Raw genomic sequence first — 24,217 nt, forward strand, 5'->3', positions numbered from 1 at the left:
CTCCCCCACTTAAGCTTTGATTACGTTGGCAGCAGGCGCACGGTACTTACCGCGGCTATCGACTATCAACTTCGCATGCTGACTGATCAAATCGTAATCAAACTTATCATGATCAGTGGCGAGAATAACTGCGTCGAAGCGCTGGAGGTTCTCGGCGGTAAGCGGCTCGCTAGACAAATCGAAATTATGCTCACGCATTTTAGGAAATTTAGGCACATGTGGATCGCTATATGCGACTCGACATCCTTTCGCCTCGATCAACTCCATGATCTCCACCGAGGGCGACTCACGCATATCGTCTACGTTCTTCTTGTAGGCGATACCAAGTACGAGCACATTACTGCCTTTAAGCGGTTTACCCGCGTCGTTCAGGCCATCCATCAGCTTGGTGACGACATATTCAGGCATAGCTTGGTTGACCTCACCAGACAGTTCGATGAAACGGGTGTGCAGGCCATACTCGCGAGCCTTCCAGGTCAGGTAGAAAGGATCGATTGGGATGCAGTGACCGCCGAGCCCAGGGCCAGGATAGTAAGGAGTGAACCCGAATGGCTTGGTTGCTGCGGCATCAACGACTTCGAAGATGTCGATACCCATGCGATCAGCGACGATCTTCATCTCATTTACTAGGCCAATATTTACCGCACGGTGGATATTTTCGAGCAGCTTGGTCATTTCTGCAGCTTTAGTGGAGCTGACGGACACGACTTTGTCGATGGCCTGCTCATAGAGCGCAACACCTACATCGAGACAGGCAGGCGTATGACCACCAATTACCTTCGGAATGGTGCGTGTTTCAAAATTGGGATTGCCTGGGTCTTCACGTTCTGGCGAGTAGACCAAGAAGATATTCTCACCGACTTTCAGCCCTGCATGCTCGACACGTGGCAGCAGCTCCTCCTCGGTGGTGCCTGGATAAGTGGTGCTTTCCAATGACACAACCTGCCCCTCACGTAGGTAGGGTTTGATCGCGTCAGTAGTATTTATAACGAAGCTCATGTCCGGCTCGCGATACTTATTTAGCGGTGTCGGTACGCATAGAATCAAAGCGTCGCACTCACTGACGCGCTGAAAATCCGTTGTCGCTTCGAATCCCGAAGAACGTGCGGAAGCTACTTTTTGAGCGGGAATGTGCTCAATATAACTCCCGCCAGCATTGAGCGTATCGACCTTATTGACATCGATATCGATACCTAAAACGCGGAATCCAATTGCGTTGTAGCGCAACATAAGCGGCAACCCTACGTAGCCAAGACCGACAATACCAATCAGGGCCTCCCTGCTCTTGAACTTGGCAACGCTTGTCTGCTTGATAGCTGACGTCATGTAACACTCCAGATACTTATAGAATATAGATATAAAAATTAACCGGCGTCGCTAAAACGAGAGTGCGTTTTAGGCTTACTGGTCAAAACGCTCATCAGCGCAATGAATAGACCCAACATGGTGCCCAATACAGCACCTAGCGCCACCACCAAAATCCTCTTAGGCTTGATGGCAGAGCGTGGATATATCGCTTGCCTATCGATGTTCACCAATTGCAAGGCATTAAGGTTCAGATTGAGACCCTTGAGCTCCGCAGCCTCCTGATTCCATTTCGCATAGTTCTCGATATATACATCCTCATCAGCGCGCTGTTTGAGGAGTTCAACTTCGCGATTCTGCTCAAGCAACCGTAAGTCGGCTTGGAGCTTTGCAACACGGGGCTCGGTAAACTCATCCGAGCGGCGCTTTTGTAGCGCATCGCGCTCTGCTTCGAGCGCCTCAGTGCCCATGAAATAGAGAGGGATCTGCTGGTTATTGACCTCCGTGCGGATGACATTGCCAGAGCCAGACACTGGTGCGCTATCAGAAAGGGTGGATGGCGTACTCGGCTTCTCGATGCCCAGCGACTTCGCGATCATGACAGCTTCATTTAGTTGTGCGATTCGGTCATCACGACGAGTACGGAGTTGCTTGCGCAAAGAGTTCAGTTCGTCCTGCAGCTGAGCTCGCTTGAGAGCATCAGCCTCCGAAAGCGATGCAATCTTCGCTTGCTTGTCTGCCTGGTAGGCAGCACGCTCGGCTGCCATACGCTGCTCCAGCTTGGCCAAGCGGTTACGGATGATCACTTCCACGTCTTCAGCGAGGGCAGTACGCTCTTGCTGGATCACGTACTGGATCAGCCCATTGACGATATCGGCACCTTTCACACCCCATGGGTAGGTATAAGCGAGCCCTATATAGGAAAAACCACCGTCGGGGCGATTAGGGTCAGGCCGCAGTATTTCAAAGTCTTCGATGATTTGGTTCATCGCCTGCTCAGCGGTCTGCCCATCACTCATAGCATCTGGCCCAAATAGCTCCTGATTGGCATTGAAGTACTCGAGCCGATACTCGTAGGAGCTGATCCCCGCACCGACTCGCTGCAGCGCCTCTTCAGGCGTCAATTCGTAGAGGCCGGATGCATTGAGCTCATCCAATACATTCATCGCAACCGGGCGCAGGATGCTCTGGGTGCGATAGTACTTGGTAGCCAACAGCGCATAAGCAACTGCCAATAGGGTGACCACGGCAGCGACACCGATGATCAGCTTCTTGCGCTCCCACAGTGCGCGCATTAGCTCGCCGAGATCGATGTCATCGTTCTGCGGGCGGACGTTTGGGGCTTGCGACATGGGCTCAGTCATCCTGTTTCAAAGCGATTGGAAAATGAATGTCCACACCCCAGCTCACAGCGCCAGCGGGCCATGGGCAGTTCGGGGGTAATAGGGGCAACAGGCACTCAACAGGCATGGCGCATAACGTCCAGCTGTTTCATGGCGGAAATGGAGTCTTTTTTCTGGTTGCATGGCATGGCCCCGTAGCCAAGCTGGTCGATAACCAGGCGGGCAGAGGCTGCGCGAAGGGGGCGGCTAAGCTTGAAGAGCTTTAGCGAACGCAATGATTTCTTGATCGATTCAGGCATCGTTTTCCGGGATCCGGCAAAACCATTGCCGTCACTGCAGTCCTATTGAACCCACGTGCGTAGCGCGGGCTGTGATTTTCACCATCGGCCGACACCCGGTAGCGCAGATGCCATACACCTGCCGCCGAGCTGAAGTTTCTATTAGCGGTACCACTACCAGCGAACAGAATCTGTCGAGCGCGGCATTCTACCCAATTTTGTTTGTGGATTTCGTCATGGTTGTGATGAAAATCTCAGTGAAAAGCGCATTTTTCCAACGACTGCTCTTCACGGTTGGCGGCAACCTGCCTCTGAACAAGCCGATTGTCCACGCTCGTTCATATCCTCAGAGCTTGAGTTGCAGTTGATCGGCGGCTTGCATTCGGACGAACGGCTGGCGAGGTCAGCCTTTGGCTGCTTATAGCACGGCTCTTTCTCATGTGAATTTTATATCTACAATTTATTGCCGTTTTACGTATGAACCCTCGAATGCTCTGACCAATGCCTTTTGGCGCTCCCCCACCACCATGTCCGTCACAAGCTACCTCGCGCGGATCCTCAGCATGCGCCGAGGCGGGTCTTTAGGCGCGCCCTAAGCCGTCACTGGGGTAACACTCGCGCCAGGGTGGCGCTCGTGAGCAGGCATCGCGCGGAGCGCTGCGGCCAATGCTTGAGTTCGGTTTTTACCAGGCTTTCCGGGCAAAGCAATAACACATTGCCAAAACCGAACAGCTTGAAGGCTTCGATTCTGGCGGAGCCTTTCTGCCTGGCCTCGACCGACCATTCGCTCGAATCCAGTTCACCAAGCACATACGTGTCGGTGAGCATATAGGCCCGTACCTGATTATCACGCATGCCCATGGAGCTCGCCGCAGCATAGGTGATGATGCCTAGCGTGGCTGGCGACAGAACGAGGTACACCATTAGCGCAGCGACCAGGCTAGCCACGCATAACTGCCAGCGGCGGGCAAGATCACCACGCGCCTTGTAGAACACCCACACGGGCAGCAACGCAAGAATCATCGAAAGCACCGCAATCAGCATAAGTTGTCCCACGGCATCGGGGGTGTCTTCTCCTCGGTAAGCCATGAGCACCATTTGCGCGGGGAAAACACCTGCCACTACCGTGCCCAGCAAAGCCAGGAACAGGAAGAAGAGCAGAGCCCAGGGCGATGCCGCTTTGCCTTTTTTCGGCCTGAGCGCGGAGAGCACGACCGGAATGTGCAGGTTGGGATTAAGGAAGTAGAACAGCGTGGTCGCCAGGGCAGTGACCAGACAGACCGCCACCGCCACCCACTCAACCCCCCAATCGGATGCCCAAAGAATCAGACCACCGAAACAGGCATACCCGGCCGAGACGATGAACAGCAGCGAATTGATCGCTCGGCGCTGCAAGCGGTGATGAGTGTTGAGCATCGAGACCGCCAAGGCGAGTAACACGGCAGCGCTCGCCATGATAAGCATGAAGGCGACCGACATCAGCCCTACCCAGGCCAACCAAACGAGCAGCATCGATTGATTCGCCGCAGCGGCCTGAAAGAGATCAATACGGCCAATTGCATGGGTGTAACAGAACAGGCTCGCGAACCCCGCCAGTAATCCAAACAAACTGAGCAACCAGGCAATTGCGCCCCAGTGGGCTAGCACACGCTCCAGTTTCGACTTGGGTGAAGGATCGCTAGCTGGTGTGCCTTGCGCAGTTGCGGATATAGCGGTCATCGGGGCTCATGTTCCGTTTCGAGGTCAGAACACGCATTTTATTCGAAACGAGCGACAGAATAGGCTCGCCTCAAGGGGATCCCGGATGCCCCTCGGCTAACCGAGGCTATGGGTCTATCGGGTCAGTGATAACGACTGACAACCCCTCGCGGGCATATACAGCAAGCAGCGCTTGCCGCAACGCGGCTTTGGCCCCCTCCTCCCCATGCACCAACCGAATCTCCCCGGGCCACTGTTCCATCCCGGTCACGAACCCGACCAACCCCGCATGATCGGAATGCGCCGACTACCCGCCGATGCTGGAGGTCGATATCCACATATCCCTTCTTCGGCCCGAAGCGTTGTATGGCGTGGCCCGGCGTTCCCCTGGCCTGGTAGCCGACGAACAGCACGTCGTGTCGCGGGTCGCCGAGCATGGCCTTGAGGTAGTTGACGATACGGCCGCTGGAGCACATGCCGTTGCCAGCGATGACGATGGCGGGTCTGGCGCGGCTTGCCAAGGCTGAATCCAGGATGATGGGCAGGCGTGGCCAGTCGATTTCAGCAGGGTCATTTGGTGCAGTTTTGAAAGCTTCGCGGGCATGGCCCGCTCCCACAAAGGTTTCTGGTACGGCTGTAGTATGCAGTTTCTTGCTGTGGATGATGCCTTCCAGCTCGTAGAGCATCTCTTGCGTGCGGCCGACGCTGAAGGCAGGGATCAACCCAGGCTACGAAAACGGGTGCCAGGGCGATCAGCGGCATTGCGCCGCCGACGGCCCTGACTGGCGAGCGCCTTAAAGCTTGAAGGTGCTCACCAGGTTGTTGAACGAGATGGCAAGGCGCGACAGCTCCTGGCTGGAAGCGCTGGTCTGATGGGCACCTGCCGAGGTCTGGGTCGACAGGTCCTGGATGTTGACCAGATTGCGGTCCACTTCCCGGGCGACGTTGGCCTGTTCTTCGGATGCCGTGGCGATCAGCATGTTGCGGTCGTTGATCTCGGCGATGTTATGGGCGATTCGCTCGAGGGACTCACCGGTGGCCTTGGCCAGCTCTTGCGTGCTGTTGGCCAGGGTTCTGCTATTGCCCATCGCTTTCACTGCATCGTCGGCGCGTGACTGAACACTGGTAATCATCGACTCGATTTCACCGGTGGATGCCTGGGTGCGCGCAGCCAGCGCTCTCACTTCGTCGGCCACTACCGCAAAGCCCCGGCCCTGCTCTCCCGCTCGTGCAGCTTCGATGGCCGCGTTGAGAGCCAGCAGGTTAGTCTGTTCGGCGATACCGCGAATGACATCGAGCACCTTGGCGATATCGCGAACGCTACCGGCCAGCTCGTCGACGATGACGGTCGAATGGCCAATCTCGCTGTTAACGCTGGTGATCGCCTTGACGGCCTCGCGCGCCTGGTCGCGGCCGCTGGCGGCTTCCTGGCTGGTCAGCCTGGATGCTTCGGAGGTCGAGGTGGCGTTGCGGGCGACTTCCTCGACGGCTGCGCTCATCTCGGTTACAGCCGTGGCGGCAAGCTGGATTTCGTCGTTTTGGCGAACCAGCCCTCGGCTGCTCTCCTCGGTCACCACGTTGAGCTCTTCGGCAGCCGAAGCCAGCTGATCGGCTGCGCTGGCAATCTGCTGAATGGTGCCTTTGAGGCCACCTTGCATCGCACCGAGCGCTGTCAGCAACTGGCCGACCTCGTCGCGATGACCGCTGGCGATGGTGTGGGTCAGATCGCCGCCGGCAATGCGCTCGGCGTTGCGCACCGCCAAGGTGATAGGCGCGCTGATCACCCGGCTGATGAACATGCCCAGCAGGAAGGCAGCGAGAAACGCCAGGCCGATGCCGATATACAGGTTGAGCTTGGCGGCCGCCTCCCTCTGCCGAGCATCTTCGGCACCTTCGCCGATCTGGCGGTTGTTGGACTCCACCATGATGCCCATTTCATCGATGACTGTGCGGTAGGCCTGTGACACGTCACCGGCAATCAGCAGCCTGGCCGCATCGAAGTCGCCACTCTCGATCAGCGCCAACGCGCGCTCGACGAGTGCCTGATAGGCGGGCCAACTCTTGTCCATGCGGTCGCCAGCGGCTCGTTCGTCGTCAGCCAGAGGCGTGGCGCGGTACGTAGCGAAGGCACGTTCACTGGTCTGGCGGTTCTCCTTCATGGAGGTGAGGATGGCGCTTCGCTCAGATTGCGGAGCGCCAGCCGTGGCCGCATCCAGCAAGCGATACAGGTCGCGGTTCTGGGCAACGGCGTTGGAACGAGCCTCGGCGGTCTTGGCAACAGACACGAGGTTATTGGAAAAAACCAGCTGCAGGCTGGAGGACAGTGAGCCGATCCCCTGACTGCCTACCGCACCGACAACGAGAGTGATCGTGGCGCAGAGGGCGAATGCCAGGTACAGCTTGGTCGCGAGCTTGGCGTTGTAGAACCAGTTCATATGCAAACCTGTAGATAGGAGGGTGAGCTGCAATCGCAAGGTATGCGCTGGCATCGTTACCAGTATCGGCTAAGCCACAGGCGGCTGTAGGGCGGTATGGCGCTTTATTATTGGGTGAGTTAGATCTGAGGTGCCTTGGCTCGTTGCGAGCTCACGGCGTAGCCAATCCGAATAACGGTGGCATAGACGCGGGATGGTGCGCGAAAGACGTTGAAAGACCCAGGCTAGAGCGACACCGGGTACATCATCATTCCTCTTCTTCGTTCACTCGGTCGCGCAGTTCTTTACCGGGTTTGAAGTGCGGAACGAACTTGCCATCCAGACGAACGGATTGGCCGGTTTTCGGGTTGCGGCCTACACGCGGCGCCCGATAGTGAAGAGAAAAGCTGCCGAAGCCACGAATCTCGATGCGATCGCCGGTCGCCAGCGCCTGGGACATCTGTTCCAGCATGGTCTTGATGGCCAGCTCGACATCTTTGTTTGAAAGCTGTCCTTGGTGGGTGACGATTCTTTCGATCAGCTCCGACTTGGTCATACTTTTCCCTTCGTTTTCAAGCGGCTATGTCACTCGATGGAATGGTTGTAGCACGCTGATCAGCTTTTGAACAGTCTAAAAAACCACCAATTCGGAAAATGTGGTTCGGTTCTTGAATCGACTGCAGCAGATTCGGGCAGATGAACGTAAGTCGTTGTCTGGGCTGGAATGTTGCTTGGTCGCCAGGTTGGCTCGGGATAGTCGTCTGTGATGTTGCATGCCGAGCAGCGAAAGAGGTGATCAAAACAACGCGAGCGCCGTCCAAGAGAGCCAACGCAATTGATGGTAAGAGGCCGAGAGCGCCTTAGGAGAAAACCTTGCTGATCCCCGCCAATCTGCTAGAAGCAGACACCCTCACCCGCCTGATCGAAGACTTCGTGACCCGCGATGGTACCGACAACGGTGACGAGACACCGCTGGAAACCCGGGTGATCCGCGTACGTCGCGCACTGGACAAGGGCGAAGCGGTGATCGTGTTCGATCCGGAAAGCCAGCAATGCCAATTGGCGCTCAAGCGTGACGTGCCGAAGGAGTGGCTGGTAGAGGATGAGGAGTAGCGACGATTGGGTGATGGCTGCAATTGCCTTCGCGCCGGGGGCGACGCTCCTACGGCCGGACGAAATGCCGCATTGGCGTAGGAGCCGCGACCTCTCGGCGAATAGTGGTGGCGCTGCGGTGTTGTGAAATGGCCGCAATCGCCTTCGCGCCGGGGGCGACGCTCCTACGGTCGGAGGAAACGCCGCATTGGCGTAGGAGCCGCGACCTCGCGGCGAATAGTTGTAGCCCTTCGGTCTTGTGGAATGGCCGCAATCGCATTCGCGCCGGGGGCGACGCTTCTACGGTCGGAGGAAATGCCGCATTGGCGTAGGAGCTGCGACCTCGCGGCGAATGGTAATAGCGCTGCGGTCTTGCGGAATGGCCGCAATCGCCTTCGCGCCGGGGGCGACGCTCCTACGTCCGGACGAAATGCCGCATTGGCGTAGGAGCCGCGACCTCGCGGCGAATAGTTGTAGCGCCGCGGTCTTGCGGAATGGCCGCAATCGCCTTCGCGCCGGGGCGACGTCCGAGGAGCTAGCCGCGCAGGCCACCTTCTCGTTCCCAGGCGCAGCGCACGCGCAAGCCACCGTCGTGCGGGCTGTGCCGGCCGGTGTCCGACTCCCAGCGGAAGGTGTGGGTGCCGTTCAGCTCGGTTTCCAGATGCACCACGGCACTGGCCCAATACAGGCGTTTGAGCAGCGCCTCGAACTCGGCGACCCAGAGCTTCCATTCGTATTCGATGGTCTGGTAGCTCGCGCCGAAATGGATGACCTGGGTCTGGTACAAACCGCTGCCAGGCCGCTGGCAGCAGGAAAACATCTCGCGCCCGAGAAACGGCCAGGCATCACCGACAGGCAAGGCCTCCAGCACCTGCTGGTTGAGCAGACGCCGCAAGCGGCTCTCCGATGGGCTGTCCGACGGCCAGTCACGAATGCTGCCATAGACGATGGATTCCGATTCCACGGGTCACTCCGCAAAAAAACTGGCTGCCTTCTATCACAGGGAGCGATTCAGGGAAACTCCGCGGGTGAGCCCTGTGACGGGTTTGGTCATTGCGCACCTCCCCACCCTGCTACGGCCGGCGTGGCCCCTTGCGCATCGCCCAGGCCACCAGCACCATCACCGCAGCCATGCCGGTCAGCACCATGAACGGCACCTGGTAGGTACCGGCCATGTCCCGCGCCAGGCCGCTGAGCACCGGCGTGAGGCAGGCCACGCTGTAGCCCAGGCCGAGCATCATCGCCGTCCAGCGGCTGACCGCCATGGGCGAGCCCGCTTCGTAGATGGGCAGCAGCAGCGACAGGGCGAAAGATCCGCTCATGCCGAAGCCCAGGGTCAGCGCCCAGAACTCGGGGACGAAGGTAGGCAGGAAGGTGATCATGCTCAGACTGGTCAGCGTCATGGAACCGCAAGCGACCATCAGCAGATAAGGGTTGCTGACACGCTGCACCAACCAGGGCAGCAGAAAGGAACTTGGCAGGCCCATCAGCATGGCCAGGCTGAACAGCGTATTGCTGTGCATTGCCGACAGCCCGGCTTCCTGATAGCGCGCCACTGTCCAGGTGGCAATCGCGTAGAACAGCCCGGCCTGCAGCGAAAAGTAGCCGGCGATCAACCAGGCCCGCGCCTCGCGCCAGGGCAAGCCGGCGGATGCTTCTTCATGGCTCAGCGGCTCGGCCCGGTGCTTGGGCAGACGCCACCAGATGGCGACGGCTAAGGCGGCGGGCAATGCCCAGATGGCCAGGCCGTAACTCCAGTCATCGGCGAACAGATGGGTAACCGGCATGGTCAGCACCACGCCAACCGCCCCGCCGATAGCCATGCTCAAGGAGTACCAGGCCAGCACCTGCCCCATGCGCCCGACGAAATGACGCTTGATGAAGCCCGACAGCAGCGGCCCGGCAATGGCAATGGAGGCTCCCATCAGCACTGCGCTGCCGATCAGCATCACACTGGAATGGCCAATCAGGCGCAGCATCAACGCCAGGGTAATGGTGCCCAGGCACAGGGTGATGGTGCGCTCCAGACCGAACCTGACCGCCAGGCGCGGAGCCAGCGGCGCCAACAGCCCCATGCACAGCACCGGCAGCGCGGTAGTAAGGCTGATGAAGCCACGGCTCAGGGAAAGCTCCTGAGCGATGCGTTCGATAAGCGGCGCCAGCGAGGTAATGCCGGGGCGCAGGTTCACCGCTGCGGCCACGAGGGCCAACAGCAACAAAGCGCGAGAAACGGGTTTCACAGGATATCCTGATCAGGTGGCCAGGTTTAGCCGAGGCGGCAACCCTACCGGCAGACCTGGATTAGAGCAAGCCTGGCAGCGGCCTTGTCTCTAAAAGCGCTGCAGTCATGAGTCGGGAGGACCACATTTCCCACAGTCGGGCTCACCCAATAATGTAGGAGCCAGCTCGCTGGCGATTGCTGGCCATGGCGCACGATTGCATGACGGCTACGATCGCATCGCCCGCAAGCGGGCTCCTACATGGCGGTGCCGCGGGCGACAGGGGCTGGTCCTTGCTGGCGATTGGCGGCCATGGCGCACGAGTGCATGACGACTACGACCGCTTCGCCCGCAAGCGGGCTCCTACATGGCGGTGCCGTGGACGGCAGGGGCTGGTCCTTGCTGGCGCTTGGCGGCCATGGCGCACGATTGCATGACGGCTACGCTCGCATCGCCCGCAAGCGGGCTCCTACATGGCGGTGCCGTGGACGACAGGGGCTGATCCTTGCTGGCGGTTGGCAGCCATGGCGCACGATTGCATGGCGGCTACGATCGCATCGCCCGCAAGCGGGCTCCTACATGGAGGTGCCGCGGGCGGCAGGGGCTGGTCCTTTGTAGGAGCCAGCTTGCTGGCGATTGCTGGCCATTGCATGGCGGCTAAGACCGCATCGCCTGCAAGCGGGCTCCTGCAGGGTTGCGGCGGTACGGTTGCGTAGGGCTTCAGGATTCTCTGTGACCAGTTGCCTTGGCGCGCATCTTTTCGCACATGAGCGTCATTTCGTCATAGAGCAGTTGCGGGTTCTTCTGCTTCAGCGCCCAGGCCTGGCGGCCCTGCTCGTGGGGCAGGATCATGAACTGCCCGTCGGCCACCGCCTGGAAGATGTAATCGGCGATGAACTCGGCATTGATCGGCGAGCTCTCCAGCAGCTTGCCGACCTGAGCCTTCATGGCAGGCGTAGGGCCGCGGAAGGAATCGAGCAGGTTGGTCTGGAAGAACGACGGACACACCACGTGCACGCCAACCTGCAGCGGTTTGAGCTCGACCAGCAGGCTCTCCGACAACGCCACCACGCCAGCTTTGGCGACGTTGTAGTTGCTCATGCCCGGCCCCTGCATCAGTGCCGCCATCGAAGCGATGTTGACGATGCGCCCCTGGCTGCGTTCTAGCAGCGGCAGAAAGGCTTTGCAGCCTTTCACCACGCCCATCAGGTTGATCGCCAGTTGCCAATCCCAGTCTTCGAGGGACAGCTCGGCGAAGAAGCCGCCCGAGGCGACACCGGCGTTGTTGACGATGATATCGATGCCACCCAGCTTCTCTTCGCACGCCTGAGCGAACGCGGTGAGCTGGCTGTAATCGCGCACGTCACAGCGCAGGGTGAAACCTTCCCCGCCGGCGTCACGCACCAGCTTCAGGGTCTCGGCCAGCCCCGCATCGTTGACGTCCGACAGCGCCAGGCGCCAGCCCTCACGGGCCCAACGCAGCGCGATCTCACGCCCCAAACCGGACCCGGCACCCGTGATCATCATGCGATTGTGCATACGCAACCTGCCCTGCTGGCCAATGAAAGACAGCCCGAGTGTAGCGAAGGCAAACCCAGGCCCCAGCCATCATCAGCCTGTTGAATGGGCAGACCGCGGGCCGGGTATGGCGGGGAGATCGTGTGTCGGTCATGTCGTTGGTATCGCTTCGCTCGACCCAGGCCGCCATTCCGACGGTTGCTCGCACGTAGCCGGGGTCGAGCGCCGCGACACCCGGGAGTGTTTTTCACGTCACTGAAACAGCCGCGTACTCAGCTCATGGCTGGCTTCCAGCAGGATCGGCAGGAAACGATTCTCCAGCTCCTGTCGCGAAACGCGGCCAACGTGGGTACCGACATTCAGCGCTGCCAGCACCTGGCCGGCAGAATCCTTGAGCGGTACAGCGATGGAACGCAGGCTGACTTCCAGCTCCTGGTCGATGATCACCCACCCCTGCCGGCGAATCTCCTCGATATTGGCGCGCAGGTCTTCCGCCGTGTGCAGGGTGCGGCTGGTCTTTACCTGCAGATCGGCATGGCTCAGGTAATCGTCCAGCGCCGCATCTCCCAAGGCTGCAAGCAGGATGCGGCCCATGGACGTGCAATACGCCGGCAGCCGGCTACCCACGCTGAGGTCAACGGAGATGAGCCGCTGCGGCGTGGCCGAACGGGCGATGTAGAGAATCTCGTCGCCCTCCAGCGTGGCCATGGAGCAGGCTTCGTGCAGTTGCTCGCTGAGCCGGTCGAGGATCGGCTGGGCAGTGACCGCCATGGGCGTCGAGGACAGATAGGCGTGGCCCAGCGTCAGCACCTTGGGCAGTAGCGAATAGACCCGCCCGTCGGTGGTCACGTAGCCCAGCTTCATCAGGGTGTGCAGGCAGCGGCGCACGGCGGCACGGGGAATCTCGGTACGGTGGCTGATCTGCGCGATGGTCAGGTGGCGCTTGCGCTCCTGAAAGGCATGGATGACCGCCAGCCCGCGCGCGAGCGAAGTCATGAAATTCGGATCGCCCGTGAACGCTTCGATACGCTTAGCCGGCGATGCAATGATCGGTGGCGCCATCGGGCTTGGCAGGGAACGGGATTCGGTCATGGCTATCAACTCATCCTGACGATATGCGCGATTATCGAACTGCGGTGCGATAATCGCAAGGCAATCGGCAGCGATCCTGAGCTTGCCCCTGTATTCGAGGCTCAAAACTGGCACTCGGTGACAGCGAGACTGTCACTGGCAGAGCAAGTCATGCCTCTAGGAAAAAGGAGTGAGACGAGTGACCTCCAGGGCCAAGATCATCGAGCGGGTGATGCACCCCATCGCCCGCCGCTGCCTGACGGTGGCACGGGTAGCGGATGTCACCCCACGCATGCGCCGCGTGACCTTCACTGGCGAGGCGCTCGAGGGTTTCGTTTCCGCCGCTGCGGATGACCACATCAAGCTACTGTTCGCACACAACGAAGACGAACAACGCCGCCTCGATGATTTTCTGGCGGGCCGCGATGGCGAACGACCGTTAACGCGGGACTACACGCCGCGCCGCCACGACCCGCAGGCTGGTGAACTGGACGTGGACTTCGTCCTGCACGGCGACGGGCCTGCTTCCACCTGGGCGAGTCAGGTGCAGCCAGGGCAGCAGTTGTATATCGCCGGGCCACGGAGCTCTCTGGTGGTGCCGGATATCTTCGATGCCTACCTGCTGATCGGCGACGAAACCGCCCTGCCCGCCATTGGTCGATGGCTGGAGGCGCTCACACCAGGGCGCAAGGCGACGGTGCTGGTGGAGATCGAGAACGAGGCGGAAAAACAACGATTGCCCAGCGCGGCCGAGGTGCAACTGCACTGGCTGATTCGCGGCGAACGCAGCCTGCTCGACGCCACGCGCGCGCTGCGCAAGCCTGAAGGCGAGCTGTACGCCTGGGTCGCCTGCGAGGCCAATCAGTCTCGCAAGGTTCGTCGCCTGCTGATCGAAGAGCAGGAGATCGATGAGAAACGCATCAAGGCGGCAGGGTACTGGCGGCGGGATGACGCCTGATACGAAACGCCAGTGTTGGTGGGCTGAAGCCCACCCTACGCCGCTGGACACCTATCTATTGCATCGCCCGAAAGCGGGCTCCTACGGGCCGTAGGGTGGGTCGCGCTTCATCGACCCACCAAGCCACTCACCATCGCAGTGGCTGGATACCTACAATCGCATCGCCCGCAAGCGGGCTTCTACGGGCCGTAGCGTGGGTCACGCTTCATCGACCCACCAAGCCATTCGCCATCGCAGTGGCTGGATACCTACAATCGCATCGCCCGCAAGCGGGCTTCTACGGGCCGTAGGGTGGGTCACGCTTCATCGACCCACCAAGCCATTCAACGCGGTAGCGGCTGATGTTCACGCGGCGTCGGATACCGCGTCGAAGGCGACGCTTACTGGGCGTGATGCCGGTAGAGGGCTGGGGGTACGCCGCTGCTGTCCACGGTTTGCCATGGGCCCTGCAAGGTGCCAGCCCAGCTCCAGCCATCGCTCCAGCGATAGAAGGTGCGCTCGCGGTAGTAGGTGTCCCGCTCGGAGTCGACGACATAGACCCCCAAACCGCCATCCCAATGGCTGGAGACGCCCGGCGGCGGTGCGAAGCGCGGGTGGGATTTGCTGGCTGGCGGTGAGCCAGCAGGTGCCGAGGGGCCATCGGTACCGGGTGCGGGGCTGTGCAAGGTACAGCCGGCGAGGCTCAACAGGGTGGCCGCAAGGGCAGCCGACATCAGTTTATTCATGGTTGTTTGCCGTCAGCGCTATCGATGATCAGGCGCTGCACGGTCTGGGTGGTGCTGGACAACGGTTGCCCCTGGCCGACCCACTCGCCGCTCTTCGCATCGCCGGCGCGCGAAATGCGCGCTACCAGTTGAACCTGGTCGAACGCGGAAAGTTTCAGTTGCGGCATCATCGCATCGCTGTCCGAGAGGCTGACCTGCGCTGGCAGATCGGCCACGCTCAGGCGCTTGACCGCCAACGGCATGGGCGGCCCGGATGCAGCACGGGCGAAGACGAACACCGTGTCGCCCGGCTGCACCTTGTCACGCAGCGCATCCGCCAGTTCGACACGCACCTGCAGGCTGCCGATTTCCGGCGTCTGCGCGGTGGCGGCAGCGCCGGCTTGCGGGTCGATTTCCTGACGGGCACGAGCGATGCCGCCAGCGATTGCCTGACGGGACGGATCGCCCTCGGGCAAGATCGCGACGAGGCGTTCCCAATAGCTGATGGCGTCCTGAAAGCGCTGCTCCTCGTAAGCGGCGATGCCCAGCAAGCCCAGGCTGGTGACTTCTTCCGGGTCGGCCCTCAAGGCTTCGCCGGTCAGCGCATCCAGTTGCGCGGTCCACTGTTTATTACCGGCAAAGTACAGGGCCTGAGCCCACTGCCCAAGCAGCTCGGGCTCGCGACCAGCGACCTTTACCGCCTGCTCGAACGCGCGCGCTGCATCCGCCGGGCGCTCCTGCGCCATGTAGCTGCGACCCAGGAAGTACCAGCCCTCGGGGGACTCCGGGTTGCCTTGCACGGCCTGCTCCAGGCGCGCGGTCATTTCCTCGATGCTGCGCGGCTCGCCAGTGAAGGTCCGCGCCCGCTCGACCTCGCCGATAGCGCCCCACTGCGCATAGAGCAGCACGCCAAGCAGCGGAACCAGCACGGCGGCGATCAGCGGCACGGTGCGCCCCAGGCGCCCGGCCTTCGTCTCACCGCTGCCTTCGGTATCGGCAATCAGCTCACGCGCGGCCTCGTCACGGGCCGTTTGCAATCGGGCGTCATCCAGCGTTCCGGCCTGGTGCTGCTGCTCCAGCTCGCGCAGGCGCTCCTGGTACAGGGTGACGTTCAGGGCGGTGCGATCCTCCTCGGTTTGAACCTTGCGACCGCGCAGCAGCGGGATCAGCAGAAAACTCACGGCGAGCAGACACAGCAGCCCGGCGGACAACCAGAATTCGATCATGGCTCTTTCTTATCCAGAGGCGCCTGCTCGAGCAGTTGCGCCAAACGTTGCTGTTCATCGCTCGACAGACCGGTGGAGACCTCCCCGCCAGCCTTGCGACGGCGCAGGACGATCACCCCGAGCAGCACGAAGCCACCGACCAGAAGCGCTGCCGGGCCATACCAGAGCAACAGCGTGCGGCGGGTGACCGGCGGCTTGTAGAGCACGAAATCGCCATAACGGGCGACCAGGTAATCGATGATCTGCGCATTGCTGTCACCCGCCTCCAGCTTGCGGTAGATCTCGGCACGCAGGTCCATGGCGATCGGCGCGTCGGAATCGGCAATGTTCTGGTTCTGGCATTTCGGGCAGCGCAGTTCTTCGGTGAGTTGGCGGTAGCGGGCCCGTTCTGCCTCACTGGCGAACTCGTAGGTATCGATGGCCGCGTGGGCGACACCGACCAGCACCAGCAACAGGCTCAGCCCGATCAACAGGCGCTTCATCGCCCGGCCTCGTCGACCATCTGCTGGTACAGCGGCGCGAGCTTCTCACGCCAGATCGCCTCGTCGATCACGCCGACGAACTTGTGACGGATGATGCCCTTGGCGTCGACGAAGAAGGTCTCCGGCGCGCCGTACACGCCCAGATCGAGGCCCAGCGTGCCCTTCGGATCGCTGATGTTGAGCTGATAAGGATCGTGGAAATCGCTCAGCCATTTCTGCGCGGCAGCGTTGTCGTCCTTGTAGTTGACGCCATGGATGGTCACGCCCAGGGCGGCCAGTTTGTTGAGCACCGGGTGCTCGACCTTGCAGGCGACGCACCAGGTGGCCCAGACGTTGACCAGCGAAGGCTTGCCCAGCAGGTTTTCCTGGGTGATCAGTTGGTGGCCCTGCACTGCTGGCAGGGAGAACGCAGGAAAGGGCTTGTCGATCAGCGCCGACGGCAGCTCGGCAGGGTCGAGAAACAGGCCGCGGTACAGAAACACCGCCACGCCGAGAAAGATCACCAGCGGTAGCAACAGAATCAGCCGTCTCATGCTCGTGCCTCCTGCAGGCCCAGGGCGTCACGGACGCGCGTCTTGACCTTCATCCGGTAGCGTTTGTCGGCGGCGGCGAGAAAGCCGCCAAAGCCCATCATCAGGGCACCCAGCCAGATCCAGCGCACGAAGGGCTTGATGTGCACGCGCACGGCCCAGGCGCCCTGCTCCAGCGGCTCGCCGAGCGCGACGAAGAGATCGCGGGTCAGGCCGGCGTCGATGCCGGCTTCGGTCATCACCGATTGCTGCACGGTGTACAGGCGTTTTTCCGGGTGCAGCAAGGCGATCTGCCGCTCCCCTTCGAAGACCGGTACCGTACCGCGGTCGGAGATGAAGTTCGGCCCCTCGTGATGCGCCGCACCTTCGAACACGAACCGGTAGCCGCCCAGCTCCACGGCATCGCCCGGCGCCATACGCATGTCACGCTCGAAGCTGCCAAGGCTGGTGAGGATCACCCCCAGCGCGCACACCGCCAGGCCCAGGTGCGCCAGCTGCATGCCCCAGTAGCTGCGACCCAGGCTGGCCATGCCCTTGAACAGGCCCTTGTGACGGGTCTTGTCGTGAATGTCGCGCAGCCCGGCCAGCACCACCCAGGCGGCCAGCAGGCAGACCCCGAGCACCGCCCAGTTAAAATCACCCCACAGCCAGCTGGCCAGCAGCGCCACTACCACACTGGCGACCAGCACCGGCGCGAGCATGCCGAGCAGCCAACGCAGCGGCGTGTCCTTCCAGCGCACCAAGACGCCAACCGCGAGTACCGCCATCAGCAAGCCCATCAAGGGCACGAACAGCGCGTTGAAGTAAGGCGGGCCGACCGACAGTTTGGCGCCGCTCAAGGCATCCAGCACCAGCGGATAGAGGGTGCCGAGCAGGATCATAGAAGCCGCCACCACCAGAATCAGGTTGTTGGCCAGCAACAGGGTTTCCCGCGACCACAGGCTGAAGCCGACCTGGCTGCGCACCACGGGGGCGCGCAGGGCGAACAGGGTCAGCGAGCCGCCGACCACCAGCAGCAGAAACGCGAGAATGAACACGCCCCGCTCCGGGTCGCTGGCGAACGCGTGCACCGAGGTCAGCACACCGGAGCGAACCAGGAAGGTACCCAGCAGGCTCAGGGAGAACGCGGCAATGGCGAGCAACACCGTCCAGCTCTTGAATACCCCGCGCTTCTCGGTCACGGCGAGGGAGTGGATCAGCGCGGTGCCGACCAGCCAGGGCATGAACGAGGCGTTCTCCACCGGATCCCAGAACCACCAGCCGCCCCAGCCCAGTTCGTAGTAGGCCCACCAGGAGCCCAGGGCGATGCCGATGCCCAGAAAGGCCCAGGCGACGATGGTCCAGGGCCGTGACCAGCGCGCCCAGGCGGCGTCCAGCTTGCCGCCAAGCAGTGCGGCAATGGCGAAGGCGAAGGCCACGGAGAAACCCACATAGCCCATGTAGAGCATCGGCGGGTGAATGATCAGGCCGAAATCCTGCAGCAGCGGATTGAGATCGCGACCATCGGCGGGCACGTTCGGCAGCAGGCGGGTGAACGGGTTGGACGTGATGATCAGAAACAGCAGGAAACCGACGCTGATGATGCCCATCACACCCAGCACCCGGGCGAGCATCTCTTCCGGCAGTTGTCGGGAAAAGATCGCCACGGCGAAGGTCCAGCCACCGAGGATCAGCGCCCAGAGCAGCAGTGAACCCTCGTGGGCGCCCCATACCGCGCTGAACTTGTAATACCAGGGCAGCGCGGTATTGGAGTTCTGCGCCACGTAGGCCACCGAGAAATCGTCGACCATGAAGGAATAGGTCAGACAGGCGAAGGCGAACGTCAGAAAGGCGAACTGCCCCCAGGCGGCCGGCTGCGCCAGGCTCATCCATTGCCGGTCGCCGCGCCAGGCGCCGATCAGCGGCAGCGTGGACTGCACCAGGGCCAGGCACAGCGCCAGGATCATTGCCAGATGGCCAAGTTCGGGAATCATCGCGCGGCCTCCCCGGCCTTCTCGTAGTGCTTGTTCATGCCACTCTGCTCCAGGGCCTGCTTGACCTCCGGCGGCATGTAATTCTCGTCGTGCTTGGCCAGCACTTCGTCGGCGAGCAGCATGCCGCTGTCGTCGACCTTGCCCATGGCGACGATACCCTGCCCCTCGCGAAACAGGTCCGGCAAAATGCCGTGAAAGCGGATGGTCACCCGCGCCACGCCATCGGTAACCACGAAGTCGGTCTGCAGAGAGTCGCTGGAACGTTTCACCGAGCCCTTCTCAACCAGGCCGCCAGCACGAATGCGGGTGTCGTGTGGCACGTCACCATTGGCGATCTGCGTCGGCGTATAGAACAGGTTGATGTTCTGCTGCAGCGCGCTCAAAGCCAGCGCCACGGCGATACCAACCCCGGCGACGATGGCCAGAACGATGAACAGGCGTTTCTTGCGAACAGCGTTCAACGTGATTCCTCCCGACGCATACGACGCGCCTCGTCCTGCAGGTGGCGACGCCGCGCACGCAGCGGCAGCACCACGTTGAGCACCAGCACGGCCAGGCAGATACCGTAGGCCGACCATACATAGGCACCGTGGTTGCCCATGGCGAGGAAGTCGGCGAATGACGCGAAGCTCATCGTTTACCCTCCACCAGCGCGCGAATCTCGGCCTTCACCCAGTTGCTGCGCGCTTCCCGGCGCAACACTTCGAGGCGCATGCGCATCAGCAGCACGGCGGCGAAGAAGCAGTAGAAGCCCAGCACCATGATCAGCAGTGGCAGCCACATCTGCATGGGCATCGCCGGCTTGTCGATGACGCTGAAGGTGGCCGGCTGATGCAGGGTGTTCCACCACTCCACCGAGTACTTGATGATCGGAATGTTGATCACCCCGACCACCGCCAGCACGGCACAGGCCTTGGCGGCGCTGTCGCGGTTGCTGATCGCCTGGCCGAGGGCGATCACGCCGAAATACAGGAACAGCAGGATCAACATCGAGGTCAGGCGCGCATCCCAGATCCAGTAGGTCCCCCAGGTCGGCTTGCCCCACACCGCGCCGGTGATCAGCGCGATGGCGGTCATCCAGGCGCCGACGGGGGCAGCCTGCTGCAGGGCGACATCGGCCAGTTTCATCTTCCAGACCAGACCGACCACGCCGGCCACGGCCAGCATCACGTAGATCGACTGGGCCAGGAACGCCGCGGGCACGTGGATGTAGATGATCCGGAAACTGTTGCCCTGCTGGTAATCGGGCGGCGCGAAGGCCAGGCCCCAGACCGTACCCACGACCAGCAGCACGGCAGCGGCGATCGCCAGCCCGGGCAGCCAGCGGCCACTGATCTCGTAGAACCATTTGGGCGAGCCCAGCTTGTGAAACCATGTCCAATTCATCAGGTCACTCATCATTCTCCGAGGTAGGGGCCATCGCTGGCCATCCTCGGTAGCACGGTTGAATCATTCGCCGACACTGATGGTCAGGCCAGCGGCAATGGCGAAAGGCGTCAGGGTTACTGCCAATGCGGTGAGGCTGGCCAGCCATAACAGATGACCCGCCACCGGCAGCCCCTGCAGGCTCGCCTGCAAGGCCCCGCTGCCAAGAATCAGCACCGGGATGTACAAGGGTAAAATCAGCAGTGCCAGCAGCAGCCCACCGCGTTTCAGGCCCACGGTAAGGGCGGCGCCGACCGCGCCGAGCAGGCTGAGGATGGGCGTGCCGAGCAGCAACGACGCGAGCAGCACCGGCAGGCAGCGCACCGGCAGCCCGAGCATGAGGGCCAGCAAGGGTGACAGCAGCACCAGGGCCAGGCCGGAAAACAGCCAGTGCGCGCAGACCTTGGCCAGCACCAGCAACGGCAACGGGTGCGAGGAAAGCACCCACTGTTCGAGGGAGCCGTCCTCGAAGTCGCTGCGAAACAGGCCGTCGAGGGAGAGCAGCACCGCCAGCAAGGCCGCTACCCACATCAGGCCGGGTGAAAGGCTTTGCAGCAGTTGCGTTTGCGGGCCGACGGCCAACGGAAACAGGGCGATGACGATAGCGAAAAACACCAGTGGGTTGGCCAGCTCTGCAGGGCGCCGACAAAGCAGTCGCGCCTCGCGCACGGCCAGCAGCATAAATACGCTACTCATGCGGCATGCTGTCCCAGATCAAGATCGCGGTAACTCGCTGGCATGCGGCTCAACGTATGGTGGGTGGTCAGAATCACCAGGCCACCCTGCTGGCAATGCGCGGCCAGATGGTCCTCCAGTTGGCTGACGGCGTGCTTGTCCAGAGCGGTGAACGGCTCGTCGAGAATCCACAACGGCGGGCCATCGAGATAAAGCCGCGCCAGTGCCACACGGCGTTGCTGGCCGGCCGAGAGGGTGTGACAGGGCACATCTTCGAAGCCGCGCAGCCCCACCGACTCCAGCGCCTGCCAGATCTGCTCGCGGCTCGCAGGGCGATGCAGGGCGCACAGCCAGGCGAGATTTTCCTCGGCACTGAGCAAACCCTTGATGCCAGCGGCATGGCCGATCCACAGCAGATCACTGGCCAGATCGCCGCTGCGGCTGGTCAGGGGCTGGCCCTTCAGGCGAATTTGCCCTGAAGTGGGTTGTCTCAATCCGGCGAGCACGCGCAGCAGGCTGGTCTTGCCGCTGCCGTTGGGGCCCGATACCTGTAGCATCTGCCCGGCGTCCAGCTGAATATCGAGGTTCTCGAACAGCAGGCGCCAATCCCGTTCGCAGGAAAGTGCCATGGCTTCGAGAAAGGGACTGCTCACAGCGCGGACACCTGGTTCAAGTCAAGACGAATGTGGCCGCTATAATGATGCGGACATTGAAGTGGCCGGAATTATACATGCCCAATAGGCCCACTCGCAGTGCGCTTTTGGCTACAGAGTATGAGACTTAATGACCGAGATCAGTGGATCGCGTCCTATCGCCGCAGCGGCTCCCGCCAACAGGCCGCCAGTCAACGCTGCCGACCTGGCGGTAAAGCTTCTGCAGCCCCTCGACGGCCTGATGAGCAGCGGCGAGAGTGCCAAGGCAGAAGTGGTGGGCCTCAAGGAAGTGTCGCAGAACTTCCAGCTGATGCTGCGCGTCACCCTGGAAAACGGTCGCCAGGCTACGCTGCAGGCCAGCAGCCCGCAACCCATCGCCCAGGGCACGGCGCTGGCGGTGACGGCGCTTTCCGATACGCGCCTGGCGCTGGCAGTACTCGCCGGCGGTAAACCGCTGACCAGTATCGACCTCGAACAATTGCCCGTCGGTACCCTGCTGCAGGGCAAGGTCATCGCCCGCGAAGCCCTTCCCGCTCAAGCTGCACAAACCGTCTACAAGGTGCTGGTGAACCTGCTCAACACACCACTGGCCGGCAGCAAGCTGAGCCTGGAAACCCATCTCGACCTGCCCCTCGGCAGCCTGCTCAGCGCGCGCGTGCAGGGCGATCAGTCCCTGGCGTTCCTGCCATTGAGCGGCAGGCTCGATCAACTGGCGCTGCTCCAACAGCTCGGTAACCAGCAGAGCCGCCAAGGCTCGCTGGAAGGCTTGCTGGCAGCCTTGAAAGGCATGGGCGGCCAGGATGGCATGCCCGATGGCCTGCGCGGCAGCATCGACAAGCTGCTGGGTGGGCTGCCAAGTGGCGAGCAGATGAGCAGCGGCAAGGGCCTGATGCAGGCGCTGGAAAACAGCGGCCTGTTTCTCGAAAGCAAACTGCTGACCGGCCAGCCTGGCGCACTGGGCGCCGACATGAAGGCCAACCTGCTGCGCCTGGTCAGCCAGCTGCTGCCGTTGCTACCCGGTTCCGCGCCTCTGGCTGCCGCCACCGCGTCGACCAATGCCATGACCCAGGCACTGCCCGCCTTCGCCCGCAACATTCTCGGCAACATCGGCCAGAGCAGCGGTCGTCAGCAGGCCATGAGCTTCCCCCTGCCCAGCCGCCTGATGCAGGCGATGGAAGGCGAAGGCGACCTGGAAGCGTTGCTCAAGCTTGCCGCCGCCGCCATTTCTCGCCTGCAGACCCATCAACTGTCCAGCCTGGCGCAGAGCCAGACCGGGCCCGACGGTGCACTGGTGACGACCTGGCAGATCGAGGTGCCCATGCGCAACCAGCATGAACTGGTGCCCCTGCAGGTGAAGATCCAGCATGAAGAACCCGCGCCCTCCGCCAAGCAGGATCCCAAGGAAGCGCTTTGGCGTATCGACCTGGCGTTCGATCTGGACCCGTTGGGGCCACTGCAGGTCCAGGCGCAACTGGCCCATGGCAGCCTGTCCAGCCAACTCTGGGCCGAGCGTGCCAGCACTGCGGGGTTGATCGACCGCGAACTGGGCAACCTGCGTGAGCGCCTGGTGGCAGCTGGCCTTACCGTCGGCGACCTGGCCTGTAGCCAGGGCACGCCGCCGCAAGGCCCGAAAACCTCACTGGAACAGCGTTGGGTCGATGAAACCGCATGAGCAATAAAGCCCCCCGTCAGGCCATCGCCCTCACCTACGACGGCCAGAACGCTCCCAACCTCAGCGCCAAGGGCGACGACGAACTCGCCGAAGCGATACTCGCCATCGCCCGCGCCCACGATGTACCGATCTACGAGAATGCCGAGCTGGTGCGCTTGCTGGCCCGGCTGGAACTGGGCGAGGCGATCCCCGAGCAGCTGTATCGCTGCATCGCCGAAATCATCGCGTTCGCCTGGTACCTGAAAGGCAAGTTCCCGGCCGGCTTCGATCCGCGCGGCAAGCCGAAAGACGGCCCGCTGCTGCTCGGCGGACCGGAGCGCACGAGTAGCAAACGCTAAGCCGGCACCCCGAACGTCGCTTCGCTCGACGCAGGCGGCGATTCGTGCTGTACGTAGGAGCCAGCTTGCTGGCGATCCCTGGTCCTGATGCGATGTTGCGGTATGGCCGCTATCGTATCGCCCGCAAGCGGGCTCGCGCAGCTGTACGTAGGAGCCAGCTTGCTGGCGATCCCTGGTCTTGATGCGATGTTGCGGTATGGCCGCTATCGTATCGCCCGCAAGCGGGCTCCTACGGAGGCAGGTAGCGCCGCTGTACGTAGGAGCCAGCTTGCTGGCGATTGCTGGACTTGATGCGATGTTGCGGTAAGGCCGCTATCGCCTCGCCCGCAAGCGGGCTCCTACAGGACTGTCGTAGCGCCGCTGTACGTAGGAGCCAGCTTGCTGGCGATCCTTGGTCCTGATGCGATGTTGCGGTATGGCCGCTATCGTATCGCCCGCAAGCGGGCTCGCGCCGCTGCGTAGGAGCCAGCTTGCTGGCGATCCCTGGTCCTGATGCGATGTTGCGGTGTGGCCGCTGTCGTATCGCCCGCAAGCGGGCCCTACGGGAATGTCGTAGCGCCGCTGTACGTAGGAGCCAGCTTGCTGGCGATTGCTGGGCTTGATGCGATGTTGCGGTATGGCCGCTATCGCCTCGCCCGCAAGC

Annotated in this window: 24 protein-coding genes and 2 pseudogenes; 4 read left to right on the top strand and 22 right to left on the bottom strand. The window is 61.9% G+C overall.

Going from position 1 to position 24,217, the window contains the following annotated elements:
- Nucleotides 1-9: 9 nt before the first annotated feature.
- The 8 genes and pseudogenes from wbpA to ihfB all read right to left on the bottom strand — a co-directional run bounded on the left by wbpA (nucleotide 10) and on the right by ihfB (nucleotide 7,594).
- On the bottom strand, nucleotides 10-1,326 hold the full coding sequence (gene wbpA, locus ACT9T4_RS22880; RefSeq protein WP_084307831.1) for a UDP-N-acetyl-D-glucosamine 6-dehydrogenase: 1,317 nt from the start codon (nucleotides 1,324-1,326) through the stop codon (nucleotides 10-12).
- 38 nt (nucleotides 1,327-1,364) lie between these two features.
- On the bottom strand, nucleotides 1,365-2,657 hold the full coding sequence (locus ACT9T4_RS22885; RefSeq protein WP_156152706.1) for a Wzz/FepE/Etk N-terminal domain-containing protein: 1,293 nt from the start codon (nucleotides 2,655-2,657) through the stop codon (nucleotides 1,365-1,367).
- Nucleotides 2,658-2,764: 107 nt separating this feature from the next.
- Nucleotides 2,765-2,947: a hypothetical protein gene (locus ACT9T4_RS22890; RefSeq protein ID WP_042553992.1), complete on the bottom strand. Its 183-nt coding sequence runs from the start codon at nucleotides 2,945-2,947 to the stop codon at nucleotides 2,765-2,767.
- Nucleotides 2,948-3,526: 579 nt separating this feature from the next.
- A complete protein-coding gene (locus ACT9T4_RS22895; protein ID WP_042553991.1) occupies nucleotides 3,527-4,645 on the bottom strand; it encodes a hypothetical protein in 1,119 nt (372 codons plus the stop codon).
- Nucleotides 4,646-4,751: 106 nt separating this feature from the next.
- Nucleotides 4,752-5,346, bottom strand: a pseudogene (locus ACT9T4_RS22900) (MBL fold metallo-hydrolase RNA specificity domain-containing protein); the annotation flags it as partial.
- Between the two features lie 72 nt (nucleotides 5,347-5,418).
- A complete protein-coding gene (locus ACT9T4_RS22905) occupies nucleotides 5,419-6,282 on the bottom strand; it encodes a methyl-accepting chemotaxis protein (protein ID WP_499119107.1) in 864 nt (287 codons plus the stop codon).
- Nucleotides 6,277-7,113, bottom strand: a pseudogene (locus tag ACT9T4_RS22910) (MCP four helix bundle domain-containing protein); the annotation flags it as partial. The gene ACT9T4_RS22905 and the pseudogene ACT9T4_RS22910, both read right to left, overlap by 6 nt.
- A gap of 193 nt (nucleotides 7,114-7,306) precedes the next feature.
- A complete protein-coding gene (gene ihfB / locus ACT9T4_RS22915) occupies nucleotides 7,307-7,594 on the bottom strand; it encodes an integration host factor subunit beta (RefSeq protein ID WP_042553988.1) in 288 nt (95 codons plus the stop codon).
- 317 nt (nucleotides 7,595-7,911) lie between these two features.
- Between ihfB and ACT9T4_RS22920 the strand changes: the two genes are divergently transcribed.
- Nucleotides 7,912-8,151 carry a YheU family protein gene (locus ACT9T4_RS22920; RefSeq protein ID WP_042553987.1) on the top strand — a complete coding sequence of 80 codons (240 nt, stop codon included), beginning with the start codon at nucleotides 7,912-7,914 and terminating at the stop codon, nucleotides 8,149-8,151.
- A gap of 514 nt (nucleotides 8,152-8,665) precedes the next feature.
- Here the strand turns inward: ACT9T4_RS22920 and ACT9T4_RS22925 are convergent.
- The 4 genes from ACT9T4_RS22925 to ACT9T4_RS22940 all read right to left on the bottom strand — a co-directional run bounded on the left by ACT9T4_RS22925 (nucleotide 8,666) and on the right by ACT9T4_RS22940 (nucleotide 12,959).
- On the bottom strand, nucleotides 8,666-9,094 hold the full coding sequence (locus ACT9T4_RS22925; RefSeq protein WP_042553986.1) for a hypothetical protein: 429 nt from the start codon (nucleotides 9,092-9,094) through the stop codon (nucleotides 8,666-8,668).
- Nucleotides 9,095-9,203: 109 nt separating this feature from the next.
- Nucleotides 9,204-10,370, bottom strand: coding sequence for an MFS transporter (locus tag ACT9T4_RS22930; RefSeq protein ID WP_499119091.1), 1,167 nt, complete (start codon nucleotides 10,368-10,370; stop codon nucleotides 9,204-9,206).
- 699 nt (nucleotides 10,371-11,069) lie between these two features.
- Nucleotides 11,070-11,888, bottom strand: a complete 819-nt coding sequence (locus tag ACT9T4_RS22935) for an SDR family oxidoreductase (RefSeq protein WP_499119093.1) — start codon at nucleotides 11,886-11,888, stop codon at nucleotides 11,070-11,072.
- Nucleotides 11,889-12,119: 231 nt separating this feature from the next.
- The gene (locus ACT9T4_RS22940; RefSeq protein WP_042553983.1) at nucleotides 12,120-12,959 is read right to left on the bottom strand and encodes an IclR family transcriptional regulator domain-containing protein; all 840 of its coding nucleotides are present in this window, start codon (nucleotides 12,957-12,959) and stop codon (nucleotides 12,120-12,122) included.
- 211 nt (nucleotides 12,960-13,170) lie between these two features.
- Between ACT9T4_RS22940 and ACT9T4_RS22945 the strand changes: the two genes are divergently transcribed.
- On the top strand, nucleotides 13,171-13,896 hold the full coding sequence (locus ACT9T4_RS22945; RefSeq protein ID WP_499119108.1) for a siderophore-interacting protein: 726 nt from the start codon (nucleotides 13,171-13,173) through the stop codon (nucleotides 13,894-13,896).
- Between the two features lie 380 nt (nucleotides 13,897-14,276).
- Here ACT9T4_RS22945 and ACT9T4_RS22950 read toward each other — a convergent pair whose 3' ends face one another.
- Genes ACT9T4_RS22950 through ccmA form a run of 10 tightly spaced genes read right to left on the bottom strand, consistent with a single transcriptional unit; the run spans nucleotide 14,277 to nucleotide 21,564 of the window.
- Complete coding sequence (locus tag ACT9T4_RS22950) at nucleotides 14,277-14,621, bottom strand: hypothetical protein (RefSeq protein WP_179538469.1); 345 nt, start codon at nucleotides 14,619-14,621, stop codon at nucleotides 14,277-14,279.
- A complete protein-coding gene (gene ccmI / locus ACT9T4_RS22955; RefSeq protein WP_499119095.1) occupies nucleotides 14,618-15,826 on the bottom strand; it encodes a c-type cytochrome biogenesis protein CcmI in 1,209 nt (402 codons plus the stop codon). Before ccmI ends, ACT9T4_RS22950 begins: the two co-directional genes overlap by 4 nt.
- Nucleotides 15,823-16,308 carry a cytochrome c-type biogenesis protein gene (locus tag ACT9T4_RS22960; protein WP_179538471.1) on the bottom strand — a complete coding sequence of 162 codons (486 nt, stop codon included), beginning with the start codon at nucleotides 16,306-16,308 and terminating at the stop codon, nucleotides 15,823-15,825. The genes ccmI and ACT9T4_RS22960 overlap by 4 nt, the downstream gene beginning before the upstream one ends.
- Nucleotides 16,305-16,841, bottom strand: a complete 537-nt coding sequence (locus ACT9T4_RS22965; protein WP_042553979.1) for a DsbE family thiol:disulfide interchange protein — start codon at nucleotides 16,839-16,841, stop codon at nucleotides 16,305-16,307. Before ACT9T4_RS22965 ends, ACT9T4_RS22960 begins: the two co-directional genes overlap by 4 nt.
- Nucleotides 16,838-18,811, bottom strand: coding sequence for a heme lyase CcmF/NrfE family subunit (locus ACT9T4_RS22970; protein ID WP_499119097.1), 1,974 nt, complete (start codon nucleotides 18,809-18,811; stop codon nucleotides 16,838-16,840). Before ACT9T4_RS22970 ends, ACT9T4_RS22965 begins: the two co-directional genes overlap by 4 nt.
- Entirely contained in the window at nucleotides 18,808-19,272 is a 465-nt protein-coding gene (ccmE, locus tag ACT9T4_RS22975; protein ID WP_042553977.1) for a cytochrome c maturation protein CcmE, read from the bottom strand. The genes ACT9T4_RS22970 and ccmE overlap by 4 nt, the downstream gene beginning before the upstream one ends.
- Complete coding sequence (gene ccmD / locus ACT9T4_RS22980; protein WP_499119099.1) at nucleotides 19,269-19,445, bottom strand: heme exporter protein CcmD; 177 nt, start codon at nucleotides 19,443-19,445, stop codon at nucleotides 19,269-19,271. The genes ccmE and ccmD overlap by 4 nt, the downstream gene beginning before the upstream one ends.
- A complete protein-coding gene (locus tag ACT9T4_RS22985; RefSeq protein WP_499119110.1) occupies nucleotides 19,442-20,200 on the bottom strand; it encodes a heme ABC transporter permease in 759 nt (252 codons plus the stop codon). Before ACT9T4_RS22985 ends, ccmD begins: the two co-directional genes overlap by 4 nt.
- A gap of 60 nt (nucleotides 20,201-20,260) precedes the next feature.
- Nucleotides 20,261-20,932: a heme exporter protein CcmB gene (gene ccmB / locus ACT9T4_RS22990; RefSeq protein WP_499119101.1), complete on the bottom strand. Its 672-nt coding sequence runs from the start codon at nucleotides 20,930-20,932 to the stop codon at nucleotides 20,261-20,263.
- On the bottom strand, nucleotides 20,929-21,564 hold the full coding sequence (gene ccmA, locus ACT9T4_RS22995; RefSeq protein WP_499119103.1) for a cytochrome c biogenesis heme-transporting ATPase CcmA: 636 nt from the start codon (nucleotides 21,562-21,564) through the stop codon (nucleotides 20,929-20,931). The genes ccmB and ccmA overlap by 4 nt, the downstream gene beginning before the upstream one ends.
- A gap of 130 nt (nucleotides 21,565-21,694) precedes the next feature.
- Between ccmA and fliK the strand changes: the two genes are divergently transcribed.
- Complete coding sequence (gene fliK, locus ACT9T4_RS23000) at nucleotides 21,695-23,236, top strand: flagellar hook-length control protein FliK (RefSeq protein WP_499119105.1); 1,542 nt, start codon at nucleotides 21,695-21,697, stop codon at nucleotides 23,234-23,236.
- Entirely contained in the window at nucleotides 23,233-23,574 is a 342-nt protein-coding gene (locus ACT9T4_RS23005; protein ID WP_042553972.1) for an EscU/YscU/HrcU family type III secretion system export apparatus switch protein, read from the top strand. Before fliK ends, ACT9T4_RS23005 begins: the two co-directional genes overlap by 4 nt.
- Nucleotides 23,575-24,217 lie beyond the last annotated feature (643 nt).

The organism is Pseudomonas sp. SZ40 (assembly GCF_052958135.1).